A 25287-nucleotide genomic window follows, 5' to 3' on the forward strand; every position below is an offset into this window, starting at 1 on the left:
TCCGTGCGAACTACCGGTGAGCCCTGCCCCACGACCGCCCCACGACCGGAGGAGATCGTGCAGAACGACGAAAGCGCCGAGGACACGGATCCCGTGTCCCCGACGCTCGCAAGCCCTCTGCCGGACTCGAACCGGCGACCCCTTCCTTACCATGGTTCGCCAGGAAGAACCGGAGGGTGTCGGGGAGGGCGCCGGCAGCGACGAAACGCCTGCAAACAAGCCGAACGGCGACAGCGACGACGACCCGCCGCAACCCGCCGAATCGCCCCGCAACCAGACCGCAGGGACCGGAAACGGACCGGAGCCGATCGACCTGCTGTCGGTCGCGCAAGCCGCCCGATCGGCCGCCGCGGCCAACCGGCAGTTGGCCCAGGCGCTGCACCGCTTCGACGCGTCCGGCGTCGTGACGTCCGTCGCCGCCACGGACGTCGACCGGCGCTACCACGACGCGATCGAGCTGGCGCGCGACGAGCTGACGGGCGGCCGCTACATCGACGGCGACCTCGCTACCGCCGCGGTCGACGAGCACCCCGGCGCCCAGGCCGCCCTCGACGTCCTCAACAACGCCCTCGCCGGCCGACCCCTCGCCGCCGTCCAGGAGGGCCGGGGCGATGCCTGAGTTCCGCTGGAGCCCGGAGGCGATGGGGCAGGCGACCAGCGCGGTCGCCGCGGCGCGCCAGGCCGGCCGGGACGACGAGACCACAGCCCGCGAGGTCGTCGCCGCGTTGACGAAGGACACGCCGGCCTCGAACTTCGCAGTCGGAACGCTGCTCCAGAGCTTCGAGCTCGTCATCGTTACCGGAAGCGACACTGTCGGCGCGCCCGGGGCGGTCGTCGCACGCGCCCTTCCTGGGACCGCCGACGCGTTCGAGGTCGTCGGGCACTACGTCGATCTGAGCTTCGGCCACGCGAGCGGTCGTCGCTGGACCAAGCGCGTCGCCGTTAGTGGCATCGCCGCGCCGAGCGGTGCGTCCGACGGAGGCGAGAGCGCATGACGATCGCTGAGATGGTCTGCCGGTACGAGGCGGGCGAGTCGTCCGCCTCGATCGGCGCGGACGCGTTCCTCCACGAGGGCGTCGTGCGGGACCGGCTCCGCGCCGCTGGCGTGCGGATCCGGCCGCGCGGCGGCACGGGTGGTACCCCGCCGCTGTCGCAGGAGGAGTACCGCCGCACCGTCGCGCTGGAGCGCGACCTGGGCACTGCGAGGGCCGCCCGCGTGCTGGGCATCTCCCCCAGCCAGGTCCGCTGGCGCCTCGGCCAGGGCGGCCACGCGGCGTCCAACTCGATGCTCCACGCGCGCCCGGCGATCCCGGACGGCTTCGAGGACGTCGAGGCCGCCGCACGGCGGCGCGGCATCTCCGCGATCCGGCTCCGGCAGCGCTGCCGCGACGGCCGCGAGCCGGACGCCACCCGCGAGGAGCGCTGGCCGACCCGCTGGCTGTTCCCGATCCCCGACCACGCCAGGAGCGCCGCATGAGCCTCCCCGCCACCGCGCGCGCCGTGATGCTCGGCGTGCGTGACCTCGACGAGCGCGACGGCCGCGGCGCGGCCTGGGACGAGGCAACGCTCCTCGTCGCCGCCAGCCACCACACCGCAGCCGGCCGCAAGGCCACCACGAAGACGCTCGACGGCCTCGGCCGCCGGTGCCTGATCCACCGCCGTCAGTCCGACGGCCGCTACGTACTCACGACCGCCGGCCGCGTCCGGCTGAGAGAAGGACTCTGATGGGCTGGGCCAAGTTCGACGACAGGTTCTCCGAGCACCGCAAGACGCGGCGTTTGTGGCGCACCGCGCCGGCCGCCGTCGGGCTCCTGACGATGGCGATCACCTACAGCGCCGCGCACGAGACCGACGGTGTCATCGACCGCGACTGGTTCGAGGAGCACTGCATCCTCGCCCAGCTCGACGCCGACGCCACGATCGCCGCACTGGTCGACGTCGGGTTCCTCGAGCAGCTCGACGAGGAGACCCTGCAGGTCCACGACTACCTCGACTATCAGCCCTCGCGCGAGAAGGAGCAGCAGCGCCGCGCGGCCGAAGCCGACCGCAAGGCCCGCGGCCGCGACGCCCAGAAGAAGGGCCGCCGCGGCACCAGTCCAGGCGGACACGACGACCCGTCCGGCGGGACTCCGGCCGGACACGATCCGGACAGGCCGCGGACTCCGCCGGACGTCCGACCGGAGTCCAGTGGTCCCGACCCGACCCGACCCGACCCGAGTAGGGCGGCTACCGCCGCCGCCTCGCACGCGGACGCGCACGAGGCGGCCGGCGATCCGCCGCCCGGCGGCGGTGGCGGCGACCTCCCGGTCCCGATGGCCTGGGCCCCTGCCCGGCAGGCCCTCGCTCGGTGCTGGCCCTCCGACTCGATCGAGCAGCACCGCCGTGGGATCTGCGACGAGCTGCGCAAGGAGGGCGACCGCGACCGGCCGCCGATCGACTGGGGACGCCTCGGCGAGCAGCTCGAGCAGCTGATCGCCGACGGGACGTGCCAGGCGATCACGCCGCTCGAGGCGCTGCGGTTCGGCCTCGGCCAGAGACGCCCGCCGTTCGCCGGCGACCGGCGCCGCACCAGCCGCCCCGCCACCACCGGGCAGCCCAAGGCGGTTGCGCTGCCGGCCGAGGCTGCGGCGGCGGCCGGCTTCTGGCCGGCGATCCTGGCCGACGCCAGGGCCCGAATCGGCGACGCCGCCTGGGACACCTGGCTGTCCGTCATGCGACCGATCGCGGTCGACGCCGACGTCGTCACGGTCACCTGCCCCAGCCACGCCGCGTCGTGGATCGCCGACCGCCTCGTCCCGACGCTGGAGGCCGCGGCGACCCGCACCGGCTACGAGCTGCGATTCGTCCGGCCCGAACACGTCGCGACCGCCACGGCGGCGACCGCATGAGCAGCAACATCGACCGGGTGATCGCCCGAGCGGCGAAGCCCCGGCCGGACCTCCTGCCGGCCGCCGCGCTGCTGACCTGCGGCCAGGTCATGGCCGACGGCGCCGACGAGCACGGCGAGCGGTGGCGCAGCCGGACCGCCCGCCACCACGTCAGCTGTGGGCTGCGACACCTGCTGCGGTGGCTCGCTGGCGACCGCGTCGACCACAGCGGCCACAGCCACCTTGCGCACGCCGCGACCCGACTGCTGATGGCCCTCGACCGAGAGGAGGCCCAGTCGTGACGCTCGTCGTCCGCCACGACCTGCTGACGCTGGAGGGCTGCCGCCGCGAGGCATGGCGGCTGCTCGGCCGGATCGCGACCCAGGTCACCGAGGCATCCGGCCAGAGCATCGGCGGCCGCGTCAGCGCTGGCAAGCCCGAGAGCCGCCCGCCGACCGGGCCGCGCGGCGACACCCTCGAAGCGACGTGGCTCACCCGGTTCCACGCATCGTGGGACGACGTCGTCGGGCTGCGAACCGACGTCCTCGTCTGCGGCGCCGTCTACGCCCGCCAGCTAGGGCAGCTCGACAGCTGGGCGCGCGAGCACTTGCTGACCGACGCCGGGTTCTCGGTCCAGCACGACGCCGACCTCGTCCTCGACCGCGTCATCGACTGCTACCCCGGCTGGGCTCCCGAGGAGGTCGCCGCCGTCGAGACCGCGATCGGCTCCCGCTGCGACGCGCTCTGGGTCCGCCGCGCCCGCCGCAGCTCCGCACGGCACCCCGAGACCGGCGTCCCGGTCCCCGTCGGCCAGCACCGCATCGCCGAGGTCATCGCGCTCAACGCCGCCGGCCGGTCGCAGCGCTCGATCGCCCAAGAGGTAGGCGCCAGCAAGACGACCGTCCAACGGATCCTCGACGAACACCTCAGCAAGGCCAGCTGATGCCGAAGCACGCCTTCGTCCTGCTCGACGACCTGATCCGCTCCGGTGGCCTGTACCCCGGAGCGACGATCAGGATCAATGGTCGCGTCAGCACGGTCGAGCGAATCGGCTGGTCCCACGACCGCATCTCCGTCAACTTCGCCGATGGATCGTCGTTGTTCCGGATCGAGGCCGGACCGGACTCCGCCGTCGCCGCCGCGAGAGCGACATCAGCGTTCGTCGATGTGACGGTGACCCTCCGGTGACCACCGCTCGGCGCTCGGTCACAGGCGCGAGTTGACATCCGACGAGTGGTCCAGGTACGCTTTTTACCGACGGACGAACTGCGTCCAGAATCCGAACGCGGCGCCTACGGCACAGGCGCCGTTTCGCGTTCTAGGCCCCGCCCTACCAGGGCAACTCGCCCGTCTCCTCCCCCGCATCCCCGTGACCGGGTCGCGGTCGATCGATGCGCCCCTCTCGCCCCGCGGCGAGCCATGCACAGACCCCGCGCGACTCCTACGCCGGGCCGGGGCGGCAGCGCGCGCCCAGCGCCCGCGTCACCGTCGACCGCGGCCCGTTCGCGCCACCACCATGTCCCGCGCGCCGTCCATCTGCTCGCAGCCCGGCTGCCCCGAGGACGCCACCGGCAGTGGACGCTGCGCAGAGCACCAACGCCGGGCGTGGGCCAACCGCTCCCCGTCCAGCATCGCCCTCAACGGCGCAGGCCGAGCGGCCCACCGCCGCGCCCGCCGCGCCGCTGCCCGCCGCGCGGCGGGACGGTGCGAGGAGTGCGGCGAGCCGAGCGACGACCTCCAGCTGCACCACCACCACCCGATCAGCCAGGGCGGAGCGATCGTCCAGCCGAACGGCCGCATGCTCTGCACGGCCTGCCACCTCGTGGCCGACCGCGACACCGGCGCCCGACGATGACCGCCACCCGCAACAGCTGGCACGTGCTGGAGATGGCGACCCACGTCGCGCTGGTCCCTGACTACGAGGACGGCCACGTGCTCGCGGCTTGGTGCTGGTGCCAGCCGACCGTCGAGACGGCTAACCCCGAGACCGGCCAGGCGTATGCGATCCCGGTGATCGCGCACCGCGACATCGGCGAGCGCACCGGAGGCCGTCCGATCACCGACGTCGACCAGCCCGATGACGAGACCTGACCCGTGAGCAGTCACACCTGGATCTACCTCGACAGCACCGACGAGTTCTGCGTCGCGCACGAGCGAGACGAGGTCGCACGCCTCCTCGAGGACTGCGATCGAGAGTTCCTGCCGATGCTGTCGATCCGGTACCGCGACCCTGAGGCGTCGGACTTCGACGCGTTGAGCGACGACCCCACGTTCACCCAGGTCACGACCTTCGTTCGTGCCCGGAGCGTGGTCGCGTTCGAGTCGGCACCGCCCCACGTGGAGCTGTCGATCATGCGGGCCGCAGCGCACCAGCTGGGCTGACCCTCACCCGTGCGCCGTGCATGCGTGCCCCAGGCGGGCTGCTTGCACGGTGCAAGGGTGGGGGGTGGCCCCCTCCCGAGGGGGCTAGGAACCGCCCGGGGTGGCTTCTCGCGATCTGTACGGATCTCAGGGTCGCGAACCCCTAGCCCGGCACTCACTTCACCCAGGCGCAACCGCGCGCCGCCACTGACGATCCGGTCTGGGCCAGATGCCCGGACCGCGGTCGCGACATCGGCCCAGGAGGCCACCCGTGGCGCTGCCCAAGCCGCCCGGCCAGACCCGACGACGGAACCTCGACCAGCCCAACTGGACCACCCTCACCGACGACGATGTCCCCGACGAGGTCCCGGAGTTCCCGGGCCGCAAGCCGTCGGTTGCCGCGCTCGTCTACTGGACCGCGATCTTCACCTCGCCGATCGGCGGGATCCTGCACGACGTCGACCACTTCGGCATCGCGCGCCTGTGCCGCCTGCACTCCAAGGCCGAGCAGGGGAAGATCAACGGCGTCGAGCTGGGCGAGCTTCGTCAGCTCGAGCAGATGTACGGCCTCTCGCCCTGGGCGCGCCGCCGTCTCCAGTGGGAGATCGACCGCGTCGGCGGGCCCGGAACCGCGCACGACCCGCAGCGGACCGACGAACTCCAGCGCCGCCGCGACGAGCGGCGGGGCCGGATGGAGGGCACCGGGACGTGACCGGCAAGGGTCGGCTCCCCCAGCTCGGCCCGGTCAACTTCCCGACGCTCGGCTTCCAGATCGTCGACTGGTGGGAGACGTTCCTGCGTCACGGTCCGGGCGACGTCATCGGCGAGCGTTGGCTTCCCGGCGACGAGCCCGGCCTCGCGCTCGACGACGAGGAGATCCGGCACCTCTGCTGGTGCTACCGCCTCAACGGCCACGGCCGCCGCGTCTTCCACCGCGTCGTGCGCGTCGCGCCGAAGGGCCGCCGGAAGTCCGAGATCGCGGGCGGCCTCGTCGTCGTCGAGGCGATCGGCCCCTGCCGCTTCAGCCACTGGGCAGCCGCCGGCGAGGTCTCCTGGTGGGGCTACCCGTACCGCGAGGGCGAGCCCGTCGGCCGACCGCTCTTGACCCCGTTCATCCGGGCGCTGGCGACGGAGGAGGACCAGACCGGCAACACGTACGACAACACGTACGAGATGCTGCGCGGGCCCGAGGTTCGCGAGACCTGGCCCGGCCTCGACGTCGGCCTGACCCGCACGAACCTTCCGGCCGGCGGCGAGATCACCCCGTCGACCTCCGGTGCCGACTCCAAGGAGGGCGGCAAGGAGAGTTTCGGCGTCGCCGACGAGACCTATCTCTGGCGCACCAAGAAGCACCGCGACCAGCACCGGATGGTCACCCGCAACTTGGCCAAGCGCAAAGCGGCCGAGGGGTGGATGTACGAGACGTCGAACGCGCACAAGCCCGGCCAGGGGTCGGTGCTCGAGCGGGCCTACGAGTACGCGCTGCGGCTCGGGTCGCTGGAGGCGATGGTTCGCGCCGGCGTCCTGATCGACTGGCGCGAGCCCACCGACCCGCTGGTCGGCAAGGACTTCGGCGACGACCGGAAGGTCCGCCGCGCGATCCGCGACGTCTACGGTCCCGCCTCGGCTTGGCTGGACGTCGTCCGGATCCTGACCGACATCCGCGACCCCGAGACCGAGGAGTCCGACGCCCGCCGCGCCTGGCTGAACCAGGTCGCGCAGGGCACCGGCTCGTGGCTGGACCTGGCTCGTTGGCGAGCGCTGGAGACCAGCGAGCGGCTGGAGCCCGGCACCCCGGTCGCGGCCGGGTTCGACGGCTCCCGCTTCGACGACTCCACCGGCATCATCGTCGTCACCGAAGACGGTCTGATCGTCCCCTGGCGCTGGTGGGAGAAGCCCGCCGACGCTGGCGACGACTGGGAGGTCGACGAGGCCGAAGTCGACGGCGGCGTCGACGAGCTCTTCCAGACGCACCCCGTCGCGCGGTTCTACGGCGACCCGTTCTATTGGACCGCCGACATGGCGCGGTGGGCCCGCGACCACGGCCCGGCCGTCCGGACGTGGAAGACCAACGAGCAGCGCAAGATGGCCCTCGCGCTGGACGCGTTCGAGGTCGACGTGCGTGCCGCGCAGGGCGCCGACCCGACCGTCGCTCGTCTGCGACACGCGTCCGCCAAGACGCCGTTGACGACCCACGTCGGCAACGCGCACACGATCGAGGTCCCCGTCGTGCTGGACGACAAGGGCCGCCTCGGTCACATCCTCAGCAAGGAGCGCAAGGGCTCCCCCCACAAGATCGATCTCGCCATGGCGATGGTCCTGGGCTGGACGGCCCGCACCGACGCGCTGGCCAAGAACGAGTTCCGCTCCGCCCGGATCCGTGGCCGCAAGGCCCGCTTGGGCTTCATCCGATGACCGAACCGACCACCCCACAGGACACGCCGTTCATGCTGCCCGATGGCGGCCCGCCGCGGTTCACGCCGTTCGACGTCGACCCCGACGCCTACGCCGACGGCAATGCCCGCGCCGCGGCGTGGACGCGCGAGCTGTCGCGACGGCTGTCCCAGCGCGAGCCGTCGATCCGCCGGCATCGCGCCTACTTCGCCGGGGAGCAGCCGATGCGGCTCGGGTCCAAGAACTGGACCGACGCGTTCGGCGACAGCTTCGGGTGCGCCCGCAACAACTGGATGCCGCTGGTCGCCGAGACCGCCGTGGCTCGCATCGACCTCCAGGGCTTCCGGCTGGATCCCCGCGACCCGAATCCCGACCGCGACGCCTGGGAGATCTTCCAGGCCAACGGCCTGGACCTCCACGCCGCCCAGCTGCACCTCGACACGATCGTCACCGGCTGGGGCTACACCCTCACCTGGCCCGACGAGCACGACGACCCGCGGATCACCGTCGAGGACCCGCTCGAGACGATCGTGATGCGCGACCCGGCCGACCGCCGCCGGATCCTCGCGGGCCTGAAGTCGTGGCGCGACCTCGTCGGCCGCTGGCACGCGCTGCTCTTCACCCCCGACACCGTCTGGACGCTCGTCGGTGGCATCGACGGCTCCGACGAGCGGACCGCGATCCCGCCGCAGCAGTGGACCGTCACCAAGGGTGAGGACAACCCGCTCGGTCGCGTCCCGATCGTCGAGTTCATCAACAACCCCGACATCCACTGGCAGGGCCACTCCGACCTCGAGCCCGTCGAACCGCTCCAGGACGCGCTCGACAAGACGTTCGCCGATCTCCTGATCGCGTCCGAGTTCACCGCCTACCGCCAGCGGGTCCTGATCGGCGGCGAAACGCCGATCGACCCGACGACGAAGCAGCCGATCACGCAGGCCGAGTTCGGCATCCAGCGGCTCTTGACGCTCGAAGAGGGCGGCGAGATCAAGGAGCTGGAGGCGTCGGACCTGTCGAACTACACCGGCGTCCTGGAGTCGCTGAAGAACGACGTCGCCGCGCTCACCTGGACCCCGCCGCAGTACCTCCTCGGCTCGATGGTCAACATCAGCGGCGACGCCCTGAAGGCCGCCGAGTCCGGGCTCTACTTCCGCGTCGCGCGCAAGCTCAAGCTCTTCGGCGAATCGTGGAAGGCCACGCTCCGTCTGGCGTTCCACGTGCTGGGGCTCGAGGAGATGGCGATGACCGCCGAGGTCGTCTGGCGCGACCACGAGACCACGTCCGAGGCGGTCCGCGTCGACGCGCTCACAAAGCTCTCCACGCTCGAGGTGCCAAAGGTCGCGCTCTGGGAGATGTGGGGCGCCACCCCGACGATGATCGAGCGGTGGAAGGCCGAGCGGATCGAGGAGCAGATCGCCGGCGGCTACGCGCTCGGCCTGACCCCGAACGGCCCGGCGGTCGAACCGGCCGCGCCGGAGCCGTTGCCTGAGCCGATCGCCGCGTGAGCGGCCCGGCGCTGCGGCGCGCCACCGACGCCGCCCAGGCAGCCTGGGACCGCGACGTCGGACGCGTGACCGCGCGATGGGCACGCGAGATCGCCCAGAGCGACCGACGCGAGGACGCCTACGCGGCGCTCTCGCGGATGCTCGAGCAGCAGACCCGCACCGCCGCGCAACGCGGTGCCGTCGCGGTCTCGCAGATCGTGCGCGCCGCTGGCGTGGACCCCGTGCCCGACGTGCCGACGGTCAGCGTCCGGCCGCCGCGGAACCTCAACCGGACGATCGCGCGCGACTGGCTGGCCGCCGACAGCGCGGCCGACCCCGCTGCGGCCCGCGAGGCGGCGCTGCGGCGGATCATCGATCTCAGCCTCTCCGACGCGTGGCGCGACGGGATGGACAGCGCGATGGACGCCGACCCCGCCGTCACCGGCTGGCGACGCGTCTCGCGCGCCGGGTGCTGCGGCGCGTGCCTCGTCCTCGCCGACACCCGTGTCCGCGCGCTCGACGAGCGGTTCCCGCGCCACCCCCACTGCCGCTGCATCAAGGAGCCCGTCGTCCGCGACGTCAACGAGCACGACGCGGGCCGCGCGACACCACAGCAGCGCTGGGACGCGATGACCACAACGGAGCAAGACGCGATGTTCGCCGGGCACGGCGGGGCCGCGAAGGCCGACGCGATCCGCAGCGGCCTCCCGCTCGCCGAACTCGTCACCTTCCGCGACCGCAACGTCAACGTGCAGCAGCCGCTCGTCGAGGAGACGACCCTCGCCGCGCTCGCCCGCCGCGTCCCGCTCGTGCGCCACGACGCGATCACCCGCTACCTCGACCAGCACCATGCCCCGACCGGCGACGACGCCGACGCGCTGCGCCGCTACTCGACCCCGGCGCTGGCGGCCCCGGTCAACGACGCGCTCCGCGACCTCGTGCCGCTCAGCGACGAGGCCGCCGGCCTGATCGCCGACCTCGACCGGGCTATGACCCCGCTGCAACGACCAGTCGGCGGCGTGTTCCGCGGGCTTGCGACGGTCGGTCGATGGCTGGTTCCGGCCGCCGAGATGCAGCCCGGCGACATCCTCGACGACCCCGGGTTCACCTCCGTGTCGCTGGCGGCCGAGATCTCCGAGGCGTTCGCCGGCGACCACGATGCGCTGCTGATCCAGCTCCACATCCCCGCCGGAACGCCGGTCGCGTGGGTCGCACCGGTCTCCGGCGCCCCCGAGGAGCAGGAGTTGCTCCTCGCGCGCGGCGGGCGTATCGTCCTCGACGAGGTCGATCCCACGATCTCACCGGTGTTCGCTCGAGCAACGTTCTACTTCGATGGCTGACCGCCCCACCACCACCGACCCTGACGCCGCGGCCCGCAAGTGGGCCAGCGTCGAGGGTCTGCGGCTCGGCCACGACTCCGAGCATCGCCCGCGGCCGCTCAGCGCCGACGAGCAGCAGCTCGCCGACGCCACCCGCCGCCGTCTGCGCCAGCGCGCCGACCGCAACGCCGCGTAGGCCGCGGCCACCAGGCTTCCCGCCCCGCCGCCCCGTCGGCGGCCCCCTCGCCCAACCGCCGCACGACCCCCACCCCGGGGCCGCTGGCGACCCTCGACCTGACCCAGGAGGTCAGCATGGCCCCGACGGCCACCACGAACGCCCTCGTCCACGAGCTGGCGGCGATCGAGCGCGCCACCTGGCCCGCCCGCATCACCGCGCTGCACCACACCGGCGTCCCCCTCAACACCGAACCGCCGGCACCGCCGACCCCGGCGCCCACCCCGGCCGCGCCGGCACCCGCTCCGCCGACGCCCGACCCGGCCGCGGCTCCTGCTCCGGCGCCGGACCCGGCGGCGCCCGGCGGCCCGGAGAGCTTCTCTCGGGAGTACGTCGAGGGGTTGCGTCGCGAGAACGCCGGCTACCGCACCGCGGCTCGCGACGCCGAGACGCGGCTCCAGGAGATCGCCGACAAGGACAAGACGGACGCCGAGCGCGCCACGTCGCGCGCCGAGGCCGCCGAGGCCCGCGCCGGGCAGCTGCTGCGCCAGAACGTCGCCCACCGCCACGGCCTGCCCGACGAGATCGCCGACCGACTCCAGGGCACCACCGAGGAGGAACTGATCGCCGACGCGCAGAAGCTCGCCGCCCTCGGCATCGGCCAGCCCCCGGCGGCCCCCGCGCCGCCGACGCCAGCACCGGCCGTGCCCGGTGGCCCGCAGGGGCCCGCCGGCGGCTCCGGAGCGATGACCCACGACGAGGCCCGACGCCTCGCCGAGACCAACCCCGCGGAGTTCAACCGCAAGTACGAGGCCGGGGAGATCCCCGCCTCCGCGTTGGCCGGCAAGTAGCCCGGCCACCACAGCCAGCCGATCCCGCCAGGAGCGGGCGGCCCGGCTCCCGCACCCCGACCACCAAGCAGAAAGGACCGACGGCCATGTCCGTTGACGTCTTCGTGCCGGAGTTCTGGTCCGCCCGACTCCGCCGCTTCCTCGATCCCCGCCTCGTCCTCGCTCAGCCGACGGTCATGAACCGCGACTGGGAGGGCGAGATCCGCGACGCGGGCGACACCGTCCACATCAACCGCCCCGGCGCCGGCGGCACGATCCGCACCTACACGCGGAACACGCCGATGGCCCCGCCCGACCGCCCCGACGGCGAGACGCTGACGCTGGTCGTCGACCAGCAGAAGGCGTTCTACATCGCCGTCGACAACGTCGACGAGGCCCAGGCCAACATCCGGCTGATGGACGGCTTTGCGCAGCGCACCGCCCGCAACCTGGCCGTGACGCTCGACAGCTTCGCCGCGGCGAAGTTCGTCGCCGCCGCGATCCCGGCCAACCGCATCGGCACCGACGCCACGCCGGTGACGATCAAGGCCGATGGGACCGGCGACTTCACCCCGTACCAGTTCGCTGTCGAGGCGCGCAAGCGCCTCCAGAAGCAGTCCACGCCCGGCGACGACCGCTGGATGGTCATCAACGCGGACCTCGAGGCTCAGTTCCTGCTCGACCCGCAGTACATCGAGACGGCCAACCGCGAGGTCACCCGCTCCGGCCAGATCGGGTCGGTCGCCGGGTTCGACATCTTGACGACCGAGGCGCTGCCCGCCTCCCCGGGCTCCGGCGGCGCGCCGGTCCCCAACCACAAGGTCGTCTACGGCGACGGCAACTACGCGCTGACGTGGGCCGATCAGGTCGTCAAGACCGCCGCCGAGGATCTCCAGGGCGAGTTCGGTGACGCGGTCAAGGGCCTGAACGTGTTCGGCGCGAAGGTCATCGAGCCCGAGTCCTACGGCATCGCCGACGTCGCCAACCCGGCGTAAGGAGAGCACCGACATGTCCGACACCCTCACCTACGAGCACGACCTGGGACACACCCAGGCGACCGAGGCCGGGTCCACGCTCGACGACGTCCTGCACCGCGATCCCGAGTGGACGCTGGTGCAGGGCGCCCGACACCGCGACCCGGGCCCCGGCCACGGCGTCATCGACCTCGAGTCCTTCGACCCCGACCTCGACGAGCTGCACCGGCTCCTGGCGGCCGCGGCCCCCGACGACGTCGATGCGTTCGAGGACAAGATCCGCGAGATCCTGGAGCTGATCGCTCTCGCGCGGACCACGCCGCCCGTGGCCGGCCCGTCCGACGACGAGCTGCTCGCCGACACCGACGGCCTCAAGCGCAGCGAGCTGGACCAGATCGCCGCCGAAGAAGGCGTGGAGGAGCCCGAGAAGCTCCCGAACATCGACGCCGTCCGCGACGCGATCCTCACGATCCGCCGCGACGCCGCCGCCTGACCAACGGCGCCGGCCCCTGACCGGGGCTCACCGCCAACACCGGCCGAGGCGCTGCCCCCGCAGCGCCTCGGCCCCCGCTTCCCCATGGCCATCACCCCTGCCGCGATCACACCGGAGCTGAACGCTGTCGGCGGCCGCATCCGTAACCGCACGCTCGACTCCCTCGGACGCGAGCTGGGCACGTTCACAGGCGACACCCGACCGACCGACGCCGAAGCGCGCACGTGCATCGACACGGCCGCGCGATACGTCGCCCGCGAACTGGGCAAGCCCGGCACGACGTGGGACGGCGACCTCCTGGAGGACGCCAAGGACGCCGTCGCCTCGCGCGCGGCACTCCTGATCGAGACGAGCTACTACGCCGACGGCAGCCGCCCCGACAACGACATCGCCGACCAGCTCGGCCGGATCGCCCGCGAGGAACTCGACTCGCTGAAGACGACCGCCCGCGACAACCAGATCGGCGGCGAGCGGATCCGCAGCATCCGAATCGTCTCCGCCAACCGCCGCACCTCCGGAGCGTGACCATGCCCCGCCAGAAGGCCCAGACCACCACCAAGCAGATCACCCGCGGCCCCCGCAAGGGCCAGGTCGTCGAGATCTACGTCAAGTCGGGCACCGAGGTTCGGCGCAAGACGGGCGTCCGCGGTGAGGACCACACCCGCGTCTACAGCGGGTCCGGCACCAACCGCCAGCGCGGCAACCCGCGCGCCGGCCGCAAGTTCACGACGACGACCAACGCCAAGGGCCAGGTCGCTCACGTCTACGCCGACGGCACCGAGGTCGTCGTCCGCGGCGCGAACAAGCGGCGCGCCGTCGGCGCCGGGCGCAAGATCCGCGCCGCTGCCGCGGCGAACAAGGGCAAGGCGAAGACCCGCGTCGGCACGAAGCCGAAGGCCAAGCGCTCCAAGTGAGCGTCGAGCTGGACATCGACGAGGACGGCCTGGCCGAGCTCGCCCATGCCGTCGAGGTGCTGTCGCAGCGCGCGAGCGACCTCGCCCCGATGGGCTGGCGGCTGCGCCGGCGCTGGGTCGAGGCCGAGCGGCGGCTGTTCGAGGTTCGGCCGTGGCCGGCCCGCGCGGCCTCGACGCTCGCGCGCTACCGCTACCGGGTGCGCCACAGCGCCGACGAGCAGCTGCACCACGTGGAGGGTGGCGTGATGCACTTCACCGGTCTGCTGGAGCGGTCGCTGACGACCGAGCACGCGCTGGGCACGATGGATCGCACCGGCGCGGTGTCCTCGTCGCACGTGGTCAAGAAGAAGGACGGCACCAGCGAGACGCGGACCCGCCCCGGCGGGCTGGACCTGACCGTCGGGCTGCGCGCGAACGGGCCGCTGTTCCATGGCGTCATGAACGAGGAGGGCGCCGGCAGCCGCCCGAAGCGCGAGGTCGTCGTCTTCGACGAGATCGCGCACCAGGACGCCGCCGGCGATGTCGTCGACTACCTCATCGAGAACTTCGGGAGCGACACGTGACCCCCGATCGCTACGGACCGTTGCCGTCGCTGCTCGACGTGCCGATGGCCGTCGCGGCCGAGCTGGACGCCTGGATGCCGGAGTATCTGCGAGCGCTGGAGCGCCAGCGCGGCCTCGAGCTGGGCGCGGTCCCGACGCCGAGCGCGGCGATCGTCCGTCACGCCGGGATCTGGCGTCGCGGCGAGAAGCTGCCCGTCAGCGTCGTGTGGCCCAGCGGTGTCGTGGACTACGAGATCGACCCCGACAGCGGCAACCAGACGGGCACGCTGCAGCTCGGCGTGCTGGTCTGCGCCGGCGGCAGCAACGAGGAGCTGACGGCCCGCAACCTGCACCTCTACGTCGCCGCGGCACGGTCGATCCTGCTGCACCGCGGCGGCCTCGGCGGCCTGACCACGGGCCTGCGGGAGATCGACACGGACCTGACGACGATCGACCCCGAGGACCGCGGCCGCACCCGCGCCGGCGCGACGATCGCCTACGAGGCACCCGACGTCTTCCTCGGCCAGGTCGGCGCCGGCCCGCCACTGGACGCCGACCCGCGCGAGGACCCACGGCCGCCGTGGCCACCGGTCGAGCTGTTCGAGACCGATCACACGAGCGTCGAACAGTCGGCGCACCCCTCCGACCCCGACTGAGGTCCCCCATGCACACCACGTACTTCGTGGCGTCGGGTGTCCCGATCACGCCCGCCGGGCGCCCCTGCGCGCCCGGCGAGACCGTGACCGGCCTGCACCCCGAGATCGCCGCCCCGTTCGTCGCCCGCGGCGACCTCGTCGCCTACCCCGACCCGACGCCCGACCCGGCGCCTGATCCGCCGGCACCCGCCGACGAGGACCCCGCCGAGCGCCTGGAGCGCCCAGCCGCCGAGCAGGAGGGCCAGGAGCCCGCCGCGACCCCGCCGCCCCGCAAGCGGCCCGCCCGCACCACCAAGAAGGACTGACCATGCCCCTTGTTCCGGCACCGCCCGGGGCCGCTGTCGCGTTCGAGGACAGCGCCCCGGCCCGCTTCTCCCCGCCCCACACCTCCAACCGCTTCATCGTCGGCACGTTCGACCGCGGCGACGTCGGCCAGGTCAGCGACCTGTCGGCCGCCCGCAAGATGTTCGGCGGCCACGTCAACTACAGCAGCGCCCCGGACGCCGTCGCCGTGCTGCTCGCGCTCGGCGTGCGCACCGTCTCGATCGCCCGCGTCGTCGGGCCCGCCGCGACCGCCGCGACCGTCACGCTCGACGCCAAGATCAAGATCACCGCCAAGAGCGCCGGCGAGTGGGCCAACGGCGCCACTGGCGGTCTCGACGCCGCGATCGTCGACGTCGCCGGCAGCCGTCGGATCGTGATCCGCGAGAACGACCTGCCGGTCGCGACCTCGCCGGCGTCGCCGGACCAGGCCGGCCTGATCGCCTGGAGCGACGCCAACGACGTCGTGACGGTCGAGACCGTCGCGCCCGGCCTGCCGGCCGTGACCGCCGCGGCGAACCTCGCCGGCGGCACCGACGACCGCGCCAACATCGGACCGGCCGACTACGGCGTCGCGCTCGCGAAGCTCGACCGCCGCTGGGGGCCGGGCCACATCCTCGCGCCGGGCGTCAGCGACCCCGACGTCCACGGGCTGCTGCTCGAGCACGGCGAGATCAATAACCGCAACCCGCACCTCGACCTCACCCCGACGGTGACCGAGGGCGACGCCCTCGCGCACGCCCTCGCGGTGCAGGCCGACCACCCCGCGACCATCAAGCGCGCCGGGCTCTGGGCGTCCTGGTCCTACGTCACCCCCGTCGCGGGCGAGCCCGAGCGGCTGCTGCCGCGCTCGGCGGTGCAGTCCGGGATCGCGTCGCGGGTCGAGCAGGTCAACGGGATCGGCGCCGCGCCGTTCGGCCACGAGCTGGGCACCAGCGCGATCGAGAGTCGGCTGTTCCGCGAGTGGTCGACGGGCTACAACCCGCCCGGCGAGGCGCAGCGGCTCTACGCCGGCCAGGTCAACGTCGCGCTCGACGACGGCGTCACGATCGCCGCCGAGGGCTACCGGACGCTGGACCCCGACCCGGTCTACGAGGACCTGCACGTCGCCGACACCCGGATGCGGCTGGCGTGGCAGGCCGAGACGCGCGCCCGGACGTTCATCGGCAAGCCGGTCACCCGGCAGACGCTCGGCTCGCTCCACGGCTCGCTGATCGGGCTCTGCGAGGAGTTCCGCGCGGCCGGGGCGTTCAACGACATCGGCGACGTCGGCTACCGCGTGATCGTCGACGAGCTGAACACCACCACCACGATGGCCGCCCGCGAGCTGCACGGCCGCATCCGCTTCCGGCCGACCGGCAGCACGCACTGGATCGACGTCCTCGTCGGCTCGATCCGCCCGACCGAGACCGTCTGAGGAGACGAGCACCATGGCCAACGGCAACCTGAGCGAGAACAACGTCGCGCACGAACTCGTCGTAGAGGGGAAGAGCTTCGGGTTCTTCGACTGCGACGAGCTGGAGTGGGGCGTCGACGCGTCCTCGGTCGATGACCCCGAGTACGGCAACGTCCCGACCGGCGGCATCCCGACCGGCGGCGACGTCGAGATGAACCGCCCGTGGTTCTCGGCGCGCGACACCCCGGCGTACCACGAGCTGGTGCCGCAGCGCGGCATCGCCAAGGTGGTGATCAACGTCCACGAGGTCGACGGTGCCCGCCAGCCCGTCTCCAGCACCCCGCTCGACGTCCTGACGGGCATCCTCGGCGCGGTCACCAAGCCCGCCGGCGGGCGCGGCAGCAGCGAGACCGCCCGCTTCAAGGTGGGGGTCCAGGTGGCGGCCCGATGAGCGAGCACGTCAAGGTCGTCCTCGACGGCGAGACGATCGACCTCCCGCCGGCCGCCACCACCGAGCCGTCCGCGGACGCGGACGCGGACCGGCCGGCGGCCGGGTCGCTGCTCGGCAGCCTGGTCCAGACGGCAGAGCAGGTCGCCGACGCCGACGAGAAGGTCCTGCGGATCGGCAAGCAGGACCTCCACGCCCGCTACCGCGTCCTGCGCGACCACGAGCGCCAGAGCCTGGAGCAGACCGCCAAGCAGCAGATCAAGCTCCGCGAGAAGATCACCGGCGAGCAGCTGCGCGACCTCGAGCGCGAGACCGAGGTCCACGCGCTGCTGATCGCGACCGCCTGCATCGACGTCGGCGTCCTCGACGCGAACGGCAACTACCAGCCGCTGCACGAAGCGCTCGCCGTCGCCGACGACGAGCTGGACCGCAACATCGCCCCCGACGGGCCGCTGCGGTTCAACGCCGAACTCGCGGCCCTGATCCTGCCCGGGTTCACCGGCGAGAGCGGCGGCAAGCCGTCCTCGATCGAGGTCGTCAAGCGCATGCACCTCTGGTCCGGCACCTACGCCGCGGTCCGCACCACCGGCCGGCTGCTCGACATGTGGATGTCGACCGCGTCCAGCCGCGCGATCACGGAGACGCTGGAGGGGAACTAGCCACGGTGGCCGTCGACCAGGCGGCCCACCTGCTGCTGCGTGGCGTCAACCCCGACCTCCACCTCAACGATCCCGACCGGATCGCGGTGGAGATCCGCATCCGCGCGCTGAACCGCGCAACCGATCTCCGGCAGCAGGAGATCGACGTCCAGGCCCAGGCGACCGCCGCCGCGGTCGTCAACAACCTCGCCAAGGCCACCAAGGCCGGCAAGAAGGGCGGCAGGTAGCCGCCCCACACCACCCCCTCTCCCTCCTCGCTCTCGTGGCCGTCAAGCGCGCATCCATCGTGATCTCCATCCGTGGTGGCCTCAAGGCGGCCGCGGAGGTCGACGCCGTCAAGGAGTCCGTCGAGGACCTCGACGACGAGGTCGACGAGTCGACCCGCTCCGCCCTCGGCGCCTACGCCGCGTTCAAGCGGCTGACCCGGCAGATGCGCGAGTTCGCGGCGTCGGAGGTCGTGGCCACCGCCACCATCCGCCAGCAGAACGGCGCGATGCGCGCGCTGCTGATCACGACGCTCGCGCTCGGCGTGATGGCGATGCCGCTCGTCGTCTCCACGCTGGGCGCGGCGACGCTCGCGAGCGTCGTGATGCTCGGCGCGATCGTCGGCCTCGGCGCCGGGATCGGCCTGATGGCCGCCGGTGCGGTGCTGCGGTTCAAGGAAACCTCCGACGCGGCCGGCAGCGCCGCGGCGGACCTGAAGGCGACCGCGGGCACGCTCAAGGACACGTTCGGCGCCGCAACAGCGAAGGGCGCCGACCAGCTGTTCCTCGGCATCGCCCGCGGACTGCGGACCGCTAACCCGCTGATCAGCGAGTTCACGAACGAGTTCACCGCGATCGGCGCCGCGGGCGGCGACGCGTTCGCCACGTTCGCCGACCGCTTCGTCGCCGCCGGCCCGGAGATCGGGGCGCTGCTACGCCAGATCCCGCAGGCGATCGGCCCGCTCGGCGACCTCGCCGCGACCGCCATGGACCTGTTCTTGCGCTTGGCGAACGTCGGGATGCCGCTGCTGATCGACGGCGTCCAGTGGCTCGACGACGTCACGGGCAAGTGGGTCGACAGCCTGACCGATGCCCGCGTCGACGGGGCGCTCAGCACGATCCACACGGCGTTCGACGGCATCAGCCGCTTCGTCACCGCGATCGCGGACACCCTCGGCCCCGAACTGCTGCCGGCCGCCGCCGACCTCGCCACCACCCTGGACCACGTCGCAGGCCCGCTCGGCACCATCATCGGCGCCATCCTGGCCGGCTTCGTCCAGCTCGGCCACGGCGCGCTCCCGGGCGTTCAGACCGCGATCGAGCAGATCGCCCCGGCCCTCCAGGCGATCGTTGACAGCGGCACGCTGCGAACGCTCGGCCAGGCGATCGGCGCGACGTTCGGAACCGCTGCCACGGTGATCGGCACCGTCGCTACCGAGCTGCAGCGCGTGGGGCTGCTGCGCCCCGTGATCCTCGGCGTGGTCGCAGCGTTCACCGCCTGGAAGGTCGCGACCGTGGCGCTCAACCTGGTGATGCGCGCCAACCCGATCCTGCTCGTGGTGTCCGCCATCGCCGCCCTCGCCGTCGGTGTCGTCTACGCCTACCGCCGTTTTGCGTGGTTCCGCAACGCCGTCGACACCGTCTGGAGCAGCCTCAAGACGGGGTTCAACTGGGTCAAGGACCACTGGCCGCTCGTCCTGTCGATCCTCACGGGGCCGATCGGGGCCGCGACGATCTTCATCGTCCGCCACTTCGACCAGATCGTGTCGTTCATCACCGGGCTCCCCGGCAAGATCGGCGGCGCCGCGAAGGGCGTCGGCGAGGCCATCGCGAGCGGGGTCAAGTCCGGCGTCGTCGCTGCGGTCAACTGGGTGATCGACAGGCTCAACGACCTGATCGGTGCCTACAACAGCATCAGCGGCATCGCGAAGGCCGTCGGCGTCGACCTCACGATCGGCAAGATCGGCCACGTCGGCGGCAGCGGCGGCGGGGACGGCCTCCTCGGCAGCGTCCTCGGCACCGTCGGCAAGATCGGCAAGGGTGTCAAGCGGGCGCCGGGCGCAGCCGGCGGCGGCTTCCTCGAGCGCGCCGGTCTGGTTTGGACGGGCGAGCACGGCAAGGAGCTGGTGAACCTCCCGGCCGGCGCCGGCGTGCTGGACCACAACAGCTCGATGGCGCTCGCGCGCACCCGGCCGCTGAACACCGTGAGCGCCCCCGACTTCGGCACGTCGCTGGACGGGTCGCTGGCTGAGCTGCCGACGCTGTTCGCGGAGATCCGGGTCGACCTCGACGGTCGCGAGGTCGGTCGTGGCCTGGACCGCGTCCGGCTGAACGACCGCGCGCGGAAGGGCGGCTGATGGCCACCAAGAAGCCTGCCCTCTCGCTGCGGCCGCTTGGTCCACCGAGCGCGGCGAAGGCGGCCACCACGCCGGCCGATCCGGTCGCGCCGGCCGCGATCCGGGGCCGCGTCACGCTCTGGGCACCGGAGGCGGCGATCACCCTGATCGTGCGCTACAGCGCCGCGCCGCAGGTCACCGCCGAGACGGCGGCGTCCGGCGCGTGGGAGGACGTCCGCCGCCCCCGGCTGCCGCCGCTGACGAACTGGGTCGGCCCGCAGCCGCTCCAGGTCGAACTGCCGCTACTGATCGACGGCTGGCTCGAGCAGCGCTCCATCGACGAGGAGCTGCGGACGCTGCGCTACCTCGGCATGCCGATCGAGGTCCCCGGCGCGCCGTCTCGGCCGCCGTGGCTGCGCGTCATCGGCGTCATGCCTGCGATCCCGGTCCCGACAGCACAGCGCTGGGTGGTCGACAACCTCCAGATCCAGGAAGGCAAGGAGCGGATCGCGGGGCGCTGCGCTCGCGCGACCGCGACGGTGACCCTCAAGCCCTACCGCCCGTCGGACCTGCGGACGCAGCTCAGCCGCAGCGAGACGGCGAAGAAGAAGCACAGCAAGCCGTGGACGAAGGGCGACACGCTCGCGAAGTTCACGCGCCGTCACCTCGGCACCTGCGACGCGTGGGCGCGGGCCGAGATCCGCAAGGCCAACCCTTCGGTGAAGGCGTGGACGAAGGTCGCGGTCGGCAAGCAGATCGTGGTCCCGCGGCTGGGGATCGAGTTCGGCCCGACCGGTGTGGGGAGCTTGGTGCGCGGTGGCTAGCCGGACCGTGAAGGCGAAGGCCAAGCGCAAGCCCGCGCCGGCCGTTAAGCGCACGCGGCGGCTGCTGCCGGCGCTCGCGGGCCTGGACGCCGACGTCCTCGCGCGCGCCACGCTCAACGGGGCCAAGGTCGACATCGCGCTGGTCGAGGCGATCGTCTCGATCGGACGGGACCTCGCGATCGACAAGGCCAACGTCCTGCGCCTCGCCCTCCACGACCCGGACGCGGAGATCTTCCGCTCCGACCTGCTGGCCGGCCAGATCGATCTCAACCTTGCCGCTGGCGGCCGCTGGCGGATGGACCGTTCCCGCGACATCGGCAGCGTCGCGGTCGACGGCGACACGACCACGCTGGAGCTCTGGTGCATCGCCTCTGCGGCGCTGCGCGGCCAGACCAAGACGATGCGCCGCGCGACGTCGACGACGTCGTTCGGCGCGTTCGTGCGCTACCTCGCCCGCGAGGTCTCCGCCGACGTCGACCTGCGGGTCGTCTGCCCCGATCCCGGGCAGGCGATCCCGCAGGAGACCACGGCCACCAGCAGCAAGGGCACCAAGACGACCCCGCCCGGGTTCGGTGGTGGGGCCGCTGCGCGTCTGACGATCAAGGGCGCCCGCGCGTCGACCGAGCAGCTGCGCAACGCCGCCCAGGTGCTCCAGATCGCCCGCGAGAAGAACGCCCCGGCCAAGGCGACCAAGGCGCTCGTCGCCGCGTGCATCGTCGAGTCGCTGTTTCGCAACATGTCCGGCGGCGACCGCGACTCCAAGGGCATCCTCCAGCTGCGGACCGGTATCTGGGGCGAGGCCAACGCCCGCTCGATCGACCGCTCCGTCGAGATGTTCCTGACGAAGGGCTTCACGGGCAAGGGCGGCGCCATCGCGCTCGCGCGCAAGAACCCGGGCTGGAGCGCCGGCCGGATCGCCCAGGCCGTCCAGGGCTCCGCCTACCCCAGCCGCTACGACCAGTACGGCCAGGAGGCCGACCGGATCATCGCCGCGTGGCGCGGATCAGGCACAGCGGGCGCGGGCGGGACGCAGACGGCGCAGCTGCCCTCGGCGTGGCGGCGCGGCACCAGCGACGGGGCCGAGTCGTCGTGGACGGCGCTGGACCGCGAGGCGCGGCGTCTCGGCCGGCGGCGGTTCGTCGCGCTGCCATGGGCGCCGGAGCCGCGGCTGGTCATCGCCTCCGACCAGCAGCTGATCCAGGCCCAGCCCCATCACACCCTGCGCGGCCTCGACGACCCGCTGCTGAGCGCCCGGCCGTCGATCCGACTCGACGGCATCAAGCGCGCCACCACGGTCGACCTCGAGGTGCTGAAGGCGCCCTGGCTGGCGCCGCCTGGCGCGGTTGTCGAGTTCATCGGCGCGGGCCTGATCGACGGGCCGTGGGAGGTCGCCGCCCTGGCCGACGACACCGGCGCGGCGACCGCCCGCGTCCAGCTGCAGCAGCCGACCACCAAGGTCGAGGCGGCGCCGGCCACGTCCAGCGCGGCGAAGGGCACCACGACCAAGGCCAAGGCGACCTCCAGCGCACCGGGCCGCCGCAACGTCACCGATCCGCTGACGTCGCTGCGCGGGTCGCCGCGGGGCGTCATCGAGGAGATCGTGCTGCCGATCGCGCGAGCGTGTGGGATCAGCGTCACCGCCGCGTCCGTGGCCGCGGCGAACGCCCGGCACGGCCCGACCGTCAACGGCACCCGCTCCGACCACCAGGGACCGCCGAACGTCGCGTGGGCGGCGGACATGTCCAACGGCGGCTCGCCGACCCCGCAGATGGACCGCCTCGCCCGCACGATCGCGCGCGTGTTCGGCATCCCGTGGACCGGGGCCGGCCTGGTCAGCGTGACCCGGTGGGGCTACCGCTTCCAGCTCATCTACCGCGCCGACGACCACTACGACCACGTCCACTTCGGCGCCCGGCGGGTCCGATGAGTTCCGCCGACGACGACCTCCACGACCGCATCCCGCCAGGCCGGCTCTACCGCGCCGAGATCGCGACCGTCGACACCGCGACCAACACGTGCACGGTGCTGCTGGCGCAGATCGACGGCGGCGATGACCGCAACCCCGCCCCGTACACCCCGCACCCGGGGGGCGGGGGATCGCTCGCCCACCCCGGCCGTGGCGACCCGTGCCTCGCGATCGAGGACGACCGCGGCGGCCTCTGGGTCGTCGCCTGGACCACCACCACGTGATGCCCCCTGACCCCACGCACCTGCGCTGGCCGCCCGCGCTCTCCACCCGCCCCGACGGATCGGTCGCCTTCGCGACCGTGGCCCAGGACTCCGACGAGGAGATCCGCCGCGGCCTCGCGATGGCCTGCGAGCTGCGGCCCGGCCAGCTCGACTGGGACCCCGACCTCGGCGTCCCCGACCCCCTCGGCTCGACCGACCCCGACCTCGCCGCCGACCTGATCCAGGCCGCGCTCACCGACCTCGAGCCGCGCGCCGCGATCGTCGTCGACGTCCGCGACAGCGACAACGGGCGCAGCATCCACCCGCGAATCCTCACGAGCTGATGAGCACCCCCCTCACCGACGACCCCGACCAGCTCACGACCGCGTTCGGGATTCCCGTCTCGACCGACGCCGGCGACATCGCCGACGAACTGCGCGACCGGATGGCCGAGGAGATCCCCGGCTGGCAGCCGATCGCGACCGCGCTCGACACCGCGATCCTGGCCGCCGTCGCGACCGTCACCGCCGAAGGCCGCGACGCGCTCCAGCAGCGCCTCCGCCAGGTCATCCTCGACCTCGCCGGCGCGCTCTTCGGGTTCCCGCGCTCACCCGGCACCCCGGCCCAGGCACCGATGGCCGTGACCGCGGTCGACACCCTCGGCCACGTCCTGCCGGCCGGCGAGCCGGTGATGCTCGGCGACGTCGAGCTGTACACCGTCGAGGACGCCGTCATCCCCGCTGGCTCCAGCACCGCCACCGTCGCCGTCCAGGCGGTCGAGTTCGGCGCCGCCGCCAACGGCGCCGACGGCGAGCTGTCGATCGACGCCAAGGACTGGCTGGCGACCGTCGACGGCGTCGTGCTGACCGCGCCGCTGGACGGCGGCACCGACCCGTGGGACGACGACGAATACCTCGAGCGGTTCCGCGAGCACCAGGCCGCCGGCGCCCGCTCGCCGGTGCTGCCGCACCAGTGGGCCGCGGCCGCACGGTCCCATCCCGCGGTCGGGTTCGCGTGGGCGATCCGCGCCTACAACGCCGCGACCGACACCGCCGGCGTGCCGTTCCACGTCACGATCGTCGTGGCTGGCCTGGAGGCCGAGGCATTGCCCGGGCCGATCCTCGCCGACCTCCAGACCGACCTTCAGGCCCAGGCGCTGGACAACGTCATCGTCCACGTCGTCTCGCCCGACTACGTCCCGGTCGACGTCACCGGCACCGGCGTCGCGCGTGCCGGCTACGCCACCGCCGACGTCGACACCGCCGTCGAGCAGCACCTCCAGAACTTCCTCAGCCCCGGCACTTACGCCCGGCCGCGCGAGGTCACCGACGAACCGAACCCCGCGCCCGACCGCACGATCCACGTCAACGAGCTGATCGCGCGCGCCGACGACGTGCCCTCGCTGGACTGGGTCGAGGACGCGCAGATCGGCGACGGGTCCAGCGACCGCGTGACCCTCACCGTGCGACAGCTGCCCACGCCGGGCACGATCGCGTTCACCACGACCGCCCCGGGACCGTGAGCGTCCCCGCCCCGGCGCTCCGCGCGCTCGCCGAGCTGGAGCCGCTGACCCGCGACCCCACCACCGCCGACCTGCTGACGCGGCTGCTGTCCTCGGCGCTCGTCGGCGAGGTGCCGCTGTGGTCGATCGCCGAGGACCCCGGCGCGGCGCAGTGGCTGCACCCCGACAACGCGCCGCCCGAGTGGCTGGCGCTGCTCGCCGAGCTCGTCGGCGGCCGGCTCTCGCCCACGATGAGCGACGCCCAGCGCCGGACCGAGGTCCGGACCCCGTCCGGGTGGGCCGCAGGACTCCCCTCCACGCTCGTCACGACCGCTCGCGCGCACATGCAGGGCCTCGCCCGGGTCCAGGTCCGCCTCCGCTACGACCCCGCCCTTGGCGCCGGCACCGACGCTCCGGGTCATCTCCAGGTCCGTGTTGTCGCCGCCGACGTGCTGCCCGGCCACGAGGATGCGCTGGAGCGCGACGTGCTCGCGCAGGTGCCGGCGTGGTTGATCGGTCACGTCGAGATCACCGACGAGGCCGACTACGACCAGGTCCAGGCGACCTACCCCACCTACGACGACCTGCTCGCCAGCGTCGCCGACTACGACGACCTGCTCGACGCCGCCTAGGAGCCGCT

General features: G+C 72.9%; 35 protein-coding genes. All 35 read left to right on the forward strand.

The window, feature by feature from the left end:
* The first annotated feature begins 151 nt into the window (after window positions 1-151).
* On the forward strand, window positions 152-619 hold the full coding sequence (locus PAI11_RS19780; protein ID WP_040601098.1) for a hypothetical protein: 468 nt from the start codon (window positions 152-154) through the stop codon (window positions 617-619).
* On the forward strand, window positions 612-995 hold the full coding sequence (locus PAI11_RS19785; protein WP_040601099.1) for a hypothetical protein: 384 nt from the start codon (window positions 612-614) through the stop codon (window positions 993-995). The genes PAI11_RS19780 and PAI11_RS19785 overlap by 8 nt, the downstream gene beginning before the upstream one ends.
* Window positions 992-1477, forward strand: a complete 486-nt coding sequence (locus PAI11_RS19790; RefSeq protein WP_138974442.1) for a hypothetical protein — start codon at window positions 992-994, stop codon at window positions 1475-1477. The genes PAI11_RS19785 and PAI11_RS19790 overlap by 4 nt, the downstream gene beginning before the upstream one ends.
* Window positions 1474-1725, forward strand: coding sequence for a hypothetical protein (locus PAI11_RS19795; protein WP_040601101.1), 252 nt, complete (start codon window positions 1474-1476; stop codon window positions 1723-1725). Before PAI11_RS19790 ends, PAI11_RS19795 begins: the two co-directional genes overlap by 4 nt.
* Entirely contained in the window at window positions 1725-2888 is a 1164-nt protein-coding gene (locus PAI11_RS19800) for a hypothetical protein (RefSeq protein WP_007578172.1), read from the forward strand. Before PAI11_RS19795 ends, PAI11_RS19800 begins: the two co-directional genes overlap by 1 nt.
* Window positions 2885-3169 carry a dATP/dGTP diphosphohydrolase domain-containing protein gene (locus tag PAI11_RS19805; protein ID WP_007578173.1) on the forward strand — a complete coding sequence of 95 codons (285 nt, stop codon included), beginning with the start codon at window positions 2885-2887 and terminating at the stop codon, window positions 3167-3169. Before PAI11_RS19800 ends, PAI11_RS19805 begins: the two co-directional genes overlap by 4 nt.
* On the forward strand, window positions 3166-3810 hold the full coding sequence (locus tag PAI11_RS19810; protein ID WP_007578174.1) for a helix-turn-helix domain-containing protein: 645 nt from the start codon (window positions 3166-3168) through the stop codon (window positions 3808-3810). Before PAI11_RS19805 ends, PAI11_RS19810 begins: the two co-directional genes overlap by 4 nt.
* Entirely contained in the window at window positions 3810-4055 is a 246-nt protein-coding gene (locus PAI11_RS25965; RefSeq protein WP_007578175.1) for a hypothetical protein, read from the forward strand. Before PAI11_RS19810 ends, PAI11_RS25965 begins: the two co-directional genes overlap by 1 nt.
* A 328-nt stretch (window positions 4056-4383) precedes the next feature.
* Entirely contained in the window at window positions 4384-4722 is a 339-nt protein-coding gene (locus tag PAI11_RS19820; protein WP_007578176.1) for an HNH endonuclease, read from the forward strand.
* Window positions 4719-4958, forward strand: a complete 240-nt coding sequence (locus PAI11_RS19825) for a hypothetical protein (RefSeq protein ID WP_007578177.1) — start codon at window positions 4719-4721, stop codon at window positions 4956-4958. Before PAI11_RS19820 ends, PAI11_RS19825 begins: the two co-directional genes overlap by 4 nt.
* Window positions 4959-4961: 3 nt before the next feature.
* On the forward strand, window positions 4962-5249 hold the full coding sequence (locus PAI11_RS19830; RefSeq protein ID WP_007578178.1) for a hypothetical protein: 288 nt from the start codon (window positions 4962-4964) through the stop codon (window positions 5247-5249).
* Window positions 5250-5499: 250 nt separating this feature from the next.
* Window positions 5500-5940 carry a phage terminase small subunit gene (locus PAI11_RS19835; RefSeq protein WP_007578179.1) on the forward strand — a complete coding sequence of 147 codons (441 nt, stop codon included), beginning with the start codon at window positions 5500-5502 and terminating at the stop codon, window positions 5938-5940.
* Window positions 5937-7643 (forward strand): hypothetical protein, encoded by a 1707-nt coding sequence (locus PAI11_RS24850; RefSeq protein ID WP_007578180.1) that lies wholly within the window; start codon window positions 5937-5939, stop codon window positions 7641-7643. The genes PAI11_RS19835 and PAI11_RS24850 overlap by 4 nt, the downstream gene beginning before the upstream one ends.
* On the forward strand, window positions 7640-9127 hold the full coding sequence (locus tag PAI11_RS19845) for a phage portal protein (RefSeq protein ID WP_081488552.1): 1488 nt from the start codon (window positions 7640-7642) through the stop codon (window positions 9125-9127). Before PAI11_RS24850 ends, PAI11_RS19845 begins: the two co-directional genes overlap by 4 nt.
* Window positions 9124-10446, forward strand: coding sequence for a VG15 protein (locus tag PAI11_RS19850; RefSeq protein ID WP_007578182.1), 1323 nt, complete (start codon window positions 9124-9126; stop codon window positions 10444-10446). The genes PAI11_RS19845 and PAI11_RS19850 overlap by 4 nt, the downstream gene beginning before the upstream one ends.
* Window positions 10439-10621, forward strand: a complete 183-nt coding sequence (locus PAI11_RS26550) for a hypothetical protein (protein WP_007578183.1) — start codon at window positions 10439-10441, stop codon at window positions 10619-10621. Before PAI11_RS19850 ends, PAI11_RS26550 begins: the two co-directional genes overlap by 8 nt.
* A 116-nt stretch (window positions 10622-10737) precedes the next feature.
* The gene (locus PAI11_RS27915) at window positions 10738-11451 is read left to right on the forward strand and encodes a hypothetical protein (protein WP_007578184.1); all 714 of its coding nucleotides are present in this window, start codon (window positions 10738-10740) and stop codon (window positions 11449-11451) included.
* An 86-nt stretch (window positions 11452-11537) separates the two neighbouring features.
* A complete protein-coding gene (locus tag PAI11_RS19865; RefSeq protein ID WP_007578185.1) occupies window positions 11538-12425 on the forward strand; it encodes a major capsid protein in 888 nt (295 codons plus the stop codon).
* 13 nt (window positions 12426-12438) lie between these two features.
* Window positions 12439-12897, forward strand: a complete 459-nt coding sequence (locus PAI11_RS19870) for a hypothetical protein (protein ID WP_007578186.1) — start codon at window positions 12439-12441, stop codon at window positions 12895-12897.
* Between the two features lie 84 nt (window positions 12898-12981).
* Entirely contained in the window at window positions 12982-13422 is a 441-nt protein-coding gene (locus tag PAI11_RS19875; RefSeq protein WP_007578187.1) for a hypothetical protein, read from the forward strand.
* 2 nt (window positions 13423-13424) lie between these two features.
* Window positions 13425-13811, forward strand: coding sequence for a hypothetical protein (locus tag PAI11_RS19880; RefSeq protein ID WP_007578188.1), 387 nt, complete (start codon window positions 13425-13427; stop codon window positions 13809-13811).
* Window positions 13808-14374: a hypothetical protein gene (locus tag PAI11_RS19885; RefSeq protein ID WP_007578189.1), complete on the forward strand. Its 567-nt coding sequence runs from the start codon at window positions 13808-13810 to the stop codon at window positions 14372-14374. Before PAI11_RS19880 ends, PAI11_RS19885 begins: the two co-directional genes overlap by 4 nt.
* Complete coding sequence (locus PAI11_RS19890) at window positions 14371-15009, forward strand: hypothetical protein (protein WP_007578190.1); 639 nt, start codon at window positions 14371-14373, stop codon at window positions 15007-15009. Before PAI11_RS19885 ends, PAI11_RS19890 begins: the two co-directional genes overlap by 4 nt.
* Window positions 15010-15017: 8 nt before the next feature.
* Window positions 15018-15314 carry a hypothetical protein gene (locus PAI11_RS27560; protein WP_007578191.1) on the forward strand — a complete coding sequence of 99 codons (297 nt, stop codon included), beginning with the start codon at window positions 15018-15020 and terminating at the stop codon, window positions 15312-15314.
* Window positions 15315-15316: 2 nt separating this feature from the next.
* Complete coding sequence (locus PAI11_RS19900) at window positions 15317-16747, forward strand: hypothetical protein (protein WP_007578192.1); 1431 nt, start codon at window positions 15317-15319, stop codon at window positions 16745-16747.
* Between the two features lie 13 nt (window positions 16748-16760).
* A complete protein-coding gene (locus PAI11_RS19905) occupies window positions 16761-17177 on the forward strand; it encodes a hypothetical protein (protein ID WP_007578193.1) in 417 nt (138 codons plus the stop codon).
* A complete protein-coding gene (locus tag PAI11_RS19910; protein WP_007578194.1) occupies window positions 17174-17833 on the forward strand; it encodes a hypothetical protein in 660 nt (219 codons plus the stop codon). Before PAI11_RS19905 ends, PAI11_RS19910 begins: the two co-directional genes overlap by 4 nt.
* Window positions 17834-17838: 5 nt before the next feature.
* On the forward strand, window positions 17839-18060 hold the full coding sequence (locus tag PAI11_RS19915) for a hypothetical protein (RefSeq protein WP_007578195.1): 222 nt from the start codon (window positions 17839-17841) through the stop codon (window positions 18058-18060).
* Between the two features lie 59 nt (window positions 18061-18119).
* Complete coding sequence (locus tag PAI11_RS19920) at window positions 18120-20174, forward strand: phage tail tape measure protein (RefSeq protein WP_007578196.1); 2055 nt, start codon at window positions 18120-18122, stop codon at window positions 20172-20174.
* The gene (locus PAI11_RS19925) at window positions 20174-20977 is read left to right on the forward strand and encodes a hypothetical protein (protein ID WP_007578197.1); all 804 of its coding nucleotides are present in this window, start codon (window positions 20174-20176) and stop codon (window positions 20975-20977) included. Before PAI11_RS19920 ends, PAI11_RS19925 begins: the two co-directional genes overlap by 1 nt.
* The gene (locus tag PAI11_RS19930) at window positions 20970-22904 is read left to right on the forward strand and encodes a hypothetical protein (RefSeq protein WP_138974443.1); all 1935 of its coding nucleotides are present in this window, start codon (window positions 20970-20972) and stop codon (window positions 22902-22904) included. Before PAI11_RS19925 ends, PAI11_RS19930 begins: the two co-directional genes overlap by 8 nt.
* On the forward strand, window positions 22901-23167 hold the full coding sequence (locus PAI11_RS19935; RefSeq protein WP_007578199.1) for a hypothetical protein: 267 nt from the start codon (window positions 22901-22903) through the stop codon (window positions 23165-23167). Before PAI11_RS19930 ends, PAI11_RS19935 begins: the two co-directional genes overlap by 4 nt.
* The gene (locus tag PAI11_RS19940; protein WP_138974444.1) at window positions 23167-23490 is read left to right on the forward strand and encodes a hypothetical protein; all 324 of its coding nucleotides are present in this window, start codon (window positions 23167-23169) and stop codon (window positions 23488-23490) included. Before PAI11_RS19935 ends, PAI11_RS19940 begins: the two co-directional genes overlap by 1 nt.
* Window positions 23490-24668: a baseplate J/gp47 family protein gene (locus tag PAI11_RS19945; RefSeq protein WP_007578201.1), complete on the forward strand. Its 1179-nt coding sequence runs from the start codon at window positions 23490-23492 to the stop codon at window positions 24666-24668. The genes PAI11_RS19940 and PAI11_RS19945 overlap by 1 nt, the downstream gene beginning before the upstream one ends.
* Window positions 24665-25279 carry a hypothetical protein gene (locus PAI11_RS19950; protein ID WP_007578202.1) on the forward strand — a complete coding sequence of 205 codons (615 nt, stop codon included), beginning with the start codon at window positions 24665-24667 and terminating at the stop codon, window positions 25277-25279. Before PAI11_RS19945 ends, PAI11_RS19950 begins: the two co-directional genes overlap by 4 nt.
* Window positions 25280-25287 lie beyond the last annotated feature (8 nt).

Origin of the sequence: Patulibacter medicamentivorans (assembly GCF_000240225.1) — a bacterium.
In the GTDB taxonomy this organism is placed as follows: Bacteria; Actinomycetota; Thermoleophilia; order Solirubrobacterales; family Solirubrobacteraceae; genus Patulibacter; species Patulibacter medicamentivorans.

What these genes read in the sequence shown, in the direction of transcription:
- PAI11_RS27560 (WP_007578191.1), top strand. Translation starts at nt 15,018, where the DNA reads ATGCACACCACGTACTTCGTGGCGTCGGGTGTCCCGATCACGCCCGCC.
- PAI11_RS19910 (WP_007578194.1), top strand. Translation starts at nt 17,174, where the DNA reads ATGAGCGAGCACGTCAAGGTCGTCCTCGACGGCGAGACGATCGACCTC.
- PAI11_RS25965 (WP_007578175.1), top strand. Translation starts at nt 3,810, where the DNA reads ATGCCGAAGCACGCCTTCGTCCTGCTCGACGACCTGATCCGCTCCGGT.
- PAI11_RS19780 (WP_040601098.1), top strand. Translation starts at nt 152, where the DNA reads ATGGTTCGCCAGGAAGAACCGGAGGGTGTCGGGGAGGGCGCCGGCAGC.
- PAI11_RS19790 (WP_138974442.1), top strand. Translation starts at nt 992, where the DNA reads ATGACGATCGCTGAGATGGTCTGCCGGTACGAGGCGGGCGAGTCGTCC.
- PAI11_RS19940 (WP_138974444.1), top strand. Translation starts at nt 23,167, where the DNA reads ATGCCCCCTGACCCCACGCACCTGCGCTGGCCGCCCGCGCTCTCCACC.
- PAI11_RS19805 (WP_007578173.1), top strand. Translation starts at nt 2,885, where the DNA reads ATGAGCAGCAACATCGACCGGGTGATCGCCCGAGCGGCGAAGCCCCGG.
- PAI11_RS19880 (WP_007578188.1), top strand. Translation starts at nt 13,425, where the DNA reads ATGCCCCGCCAGAAGGCCCAGACCACCACCAAGCAGATCACCCGCGGC.
- PAI11_RS19800 (WP_007578172.1), top strand. Translation starts at nt 1,725, where the DNA reads ATGGGCTGGGCCAAGTTCGACGACAGGTTCTCCGAGCACCGCAAGACG.
- PAI11_RS19925 (WP_007578197.1), top strand. Translation starts at nt 20,174, where the DNA reads ATGGCCACCAAGAAGCCTGCCCTCTCGCTGCGGCCGCTTGGTCCACCG.
- PAI11_RS19820 (WP_007578176.1), top strand. Translation starts at nt 4,384, where the DNA reads ATGTCCCGCGCGCCGTCCATCTGCTCGCAGCCCGGCTGCCCCGAGGAC.
- PAI11_RS19935 (WP_007578199.1), top strand. Translation starts at nt 22,901, where the DNA reads ATGAGTTCCGCCGACGACGACCTCCACGACCGCATCCCGCCAGGCCGG.
- PAI11_RS26550 (WP_007578183.1), top strand. Translation starts at nt 10,439, where the DNA reads ATGGCTGACCGCCCCACCACCACCGACCCTGACGCCGCGGCCCGCAAG.
- PAI11_RS19785 (WP_040601099.1), top strand. Translation starts at nt 612, where the DNA reads ATGCCTGAGTTCCGCTGGAGCCCGGAGGCGATGGGGCAGGCGACCAGC.
- PAI11_RS19875 (WP_007578187.1), top strand. Translation starts at nt 12,982, where the DNA reads ATGGCCATCACCCCTGCCGCGATCACACCGGAGCTGAACGCTGTCGGC.
- PAI11_RS19825 (WP_007578177.1), top strand. Translation starts at nt 4,719, where the DNA reads ATGACCGCCACCCGCAACAGCTGGCACGTGCTGGAGATGGCGACCCAC.
- PAI11_RS27915 (WP_007578184.1), top strand. Translation starts at nt 10,738, where the DNA reads ATGGCCCCGACGGCCACCACGAACGCCCTCGTCCACGAGCTGGCGGCG.
- PAI11_RS19900 (WP_007578192.1), top strand. Translation starts at nt 15,317, where the DNA reads ATGCCCCTTGTTCCGGCACCGCCCGGGGCCGCTGTCGCGTTCGAGGAC.
- PAI11_RS19945 (WP_007578201.1), top strand. Translation starts at nt 23,490, where the DNA reads ATGAGCACCCCCCTCACCGACGACCCCGACCAGCTCACGACCGCGTTC.
- PAI11_RS19795 (WP_040601101.1), top strand. Translation starts at nt 1,474, where the DNA reads ATGAGCCTCCCCGCCACCGCGCGCGCCGTGATGCTCGGCGTGCGTGAC.
- PAI11_RS19905 (WP_007578193.1), top strand. Translation starts at nt 16,761, where the DNA reads ATGGCCAACGGCAACCTGAGCGAGAACAACGTCGCGCACGAACTCGTC.
- PAI11_RS19845 (WP_081488552.1), top strand. Translation starts at nt 7,640, where the DNA reads ATGACCGAACCGACCACCCCACAGGACACGCCGTTCATGCTGCCCGAT.
- PAI11_RS19870 (WP_007578186.1), top strand. Translation starts at nt 12,439, where the DNA reads ATGTCCGACACCCTCACCTACGAGCACGACCTGGGACACACCCAGGCG.
- PAI11_RS19865 (WP_007578185.1), top strand. Translation starts at nt 11,538, where the DNA reads ATGTCCGTTGACGTCTTCGTGCCGGAGTTCTGGTCCGCCCGACTCCGC.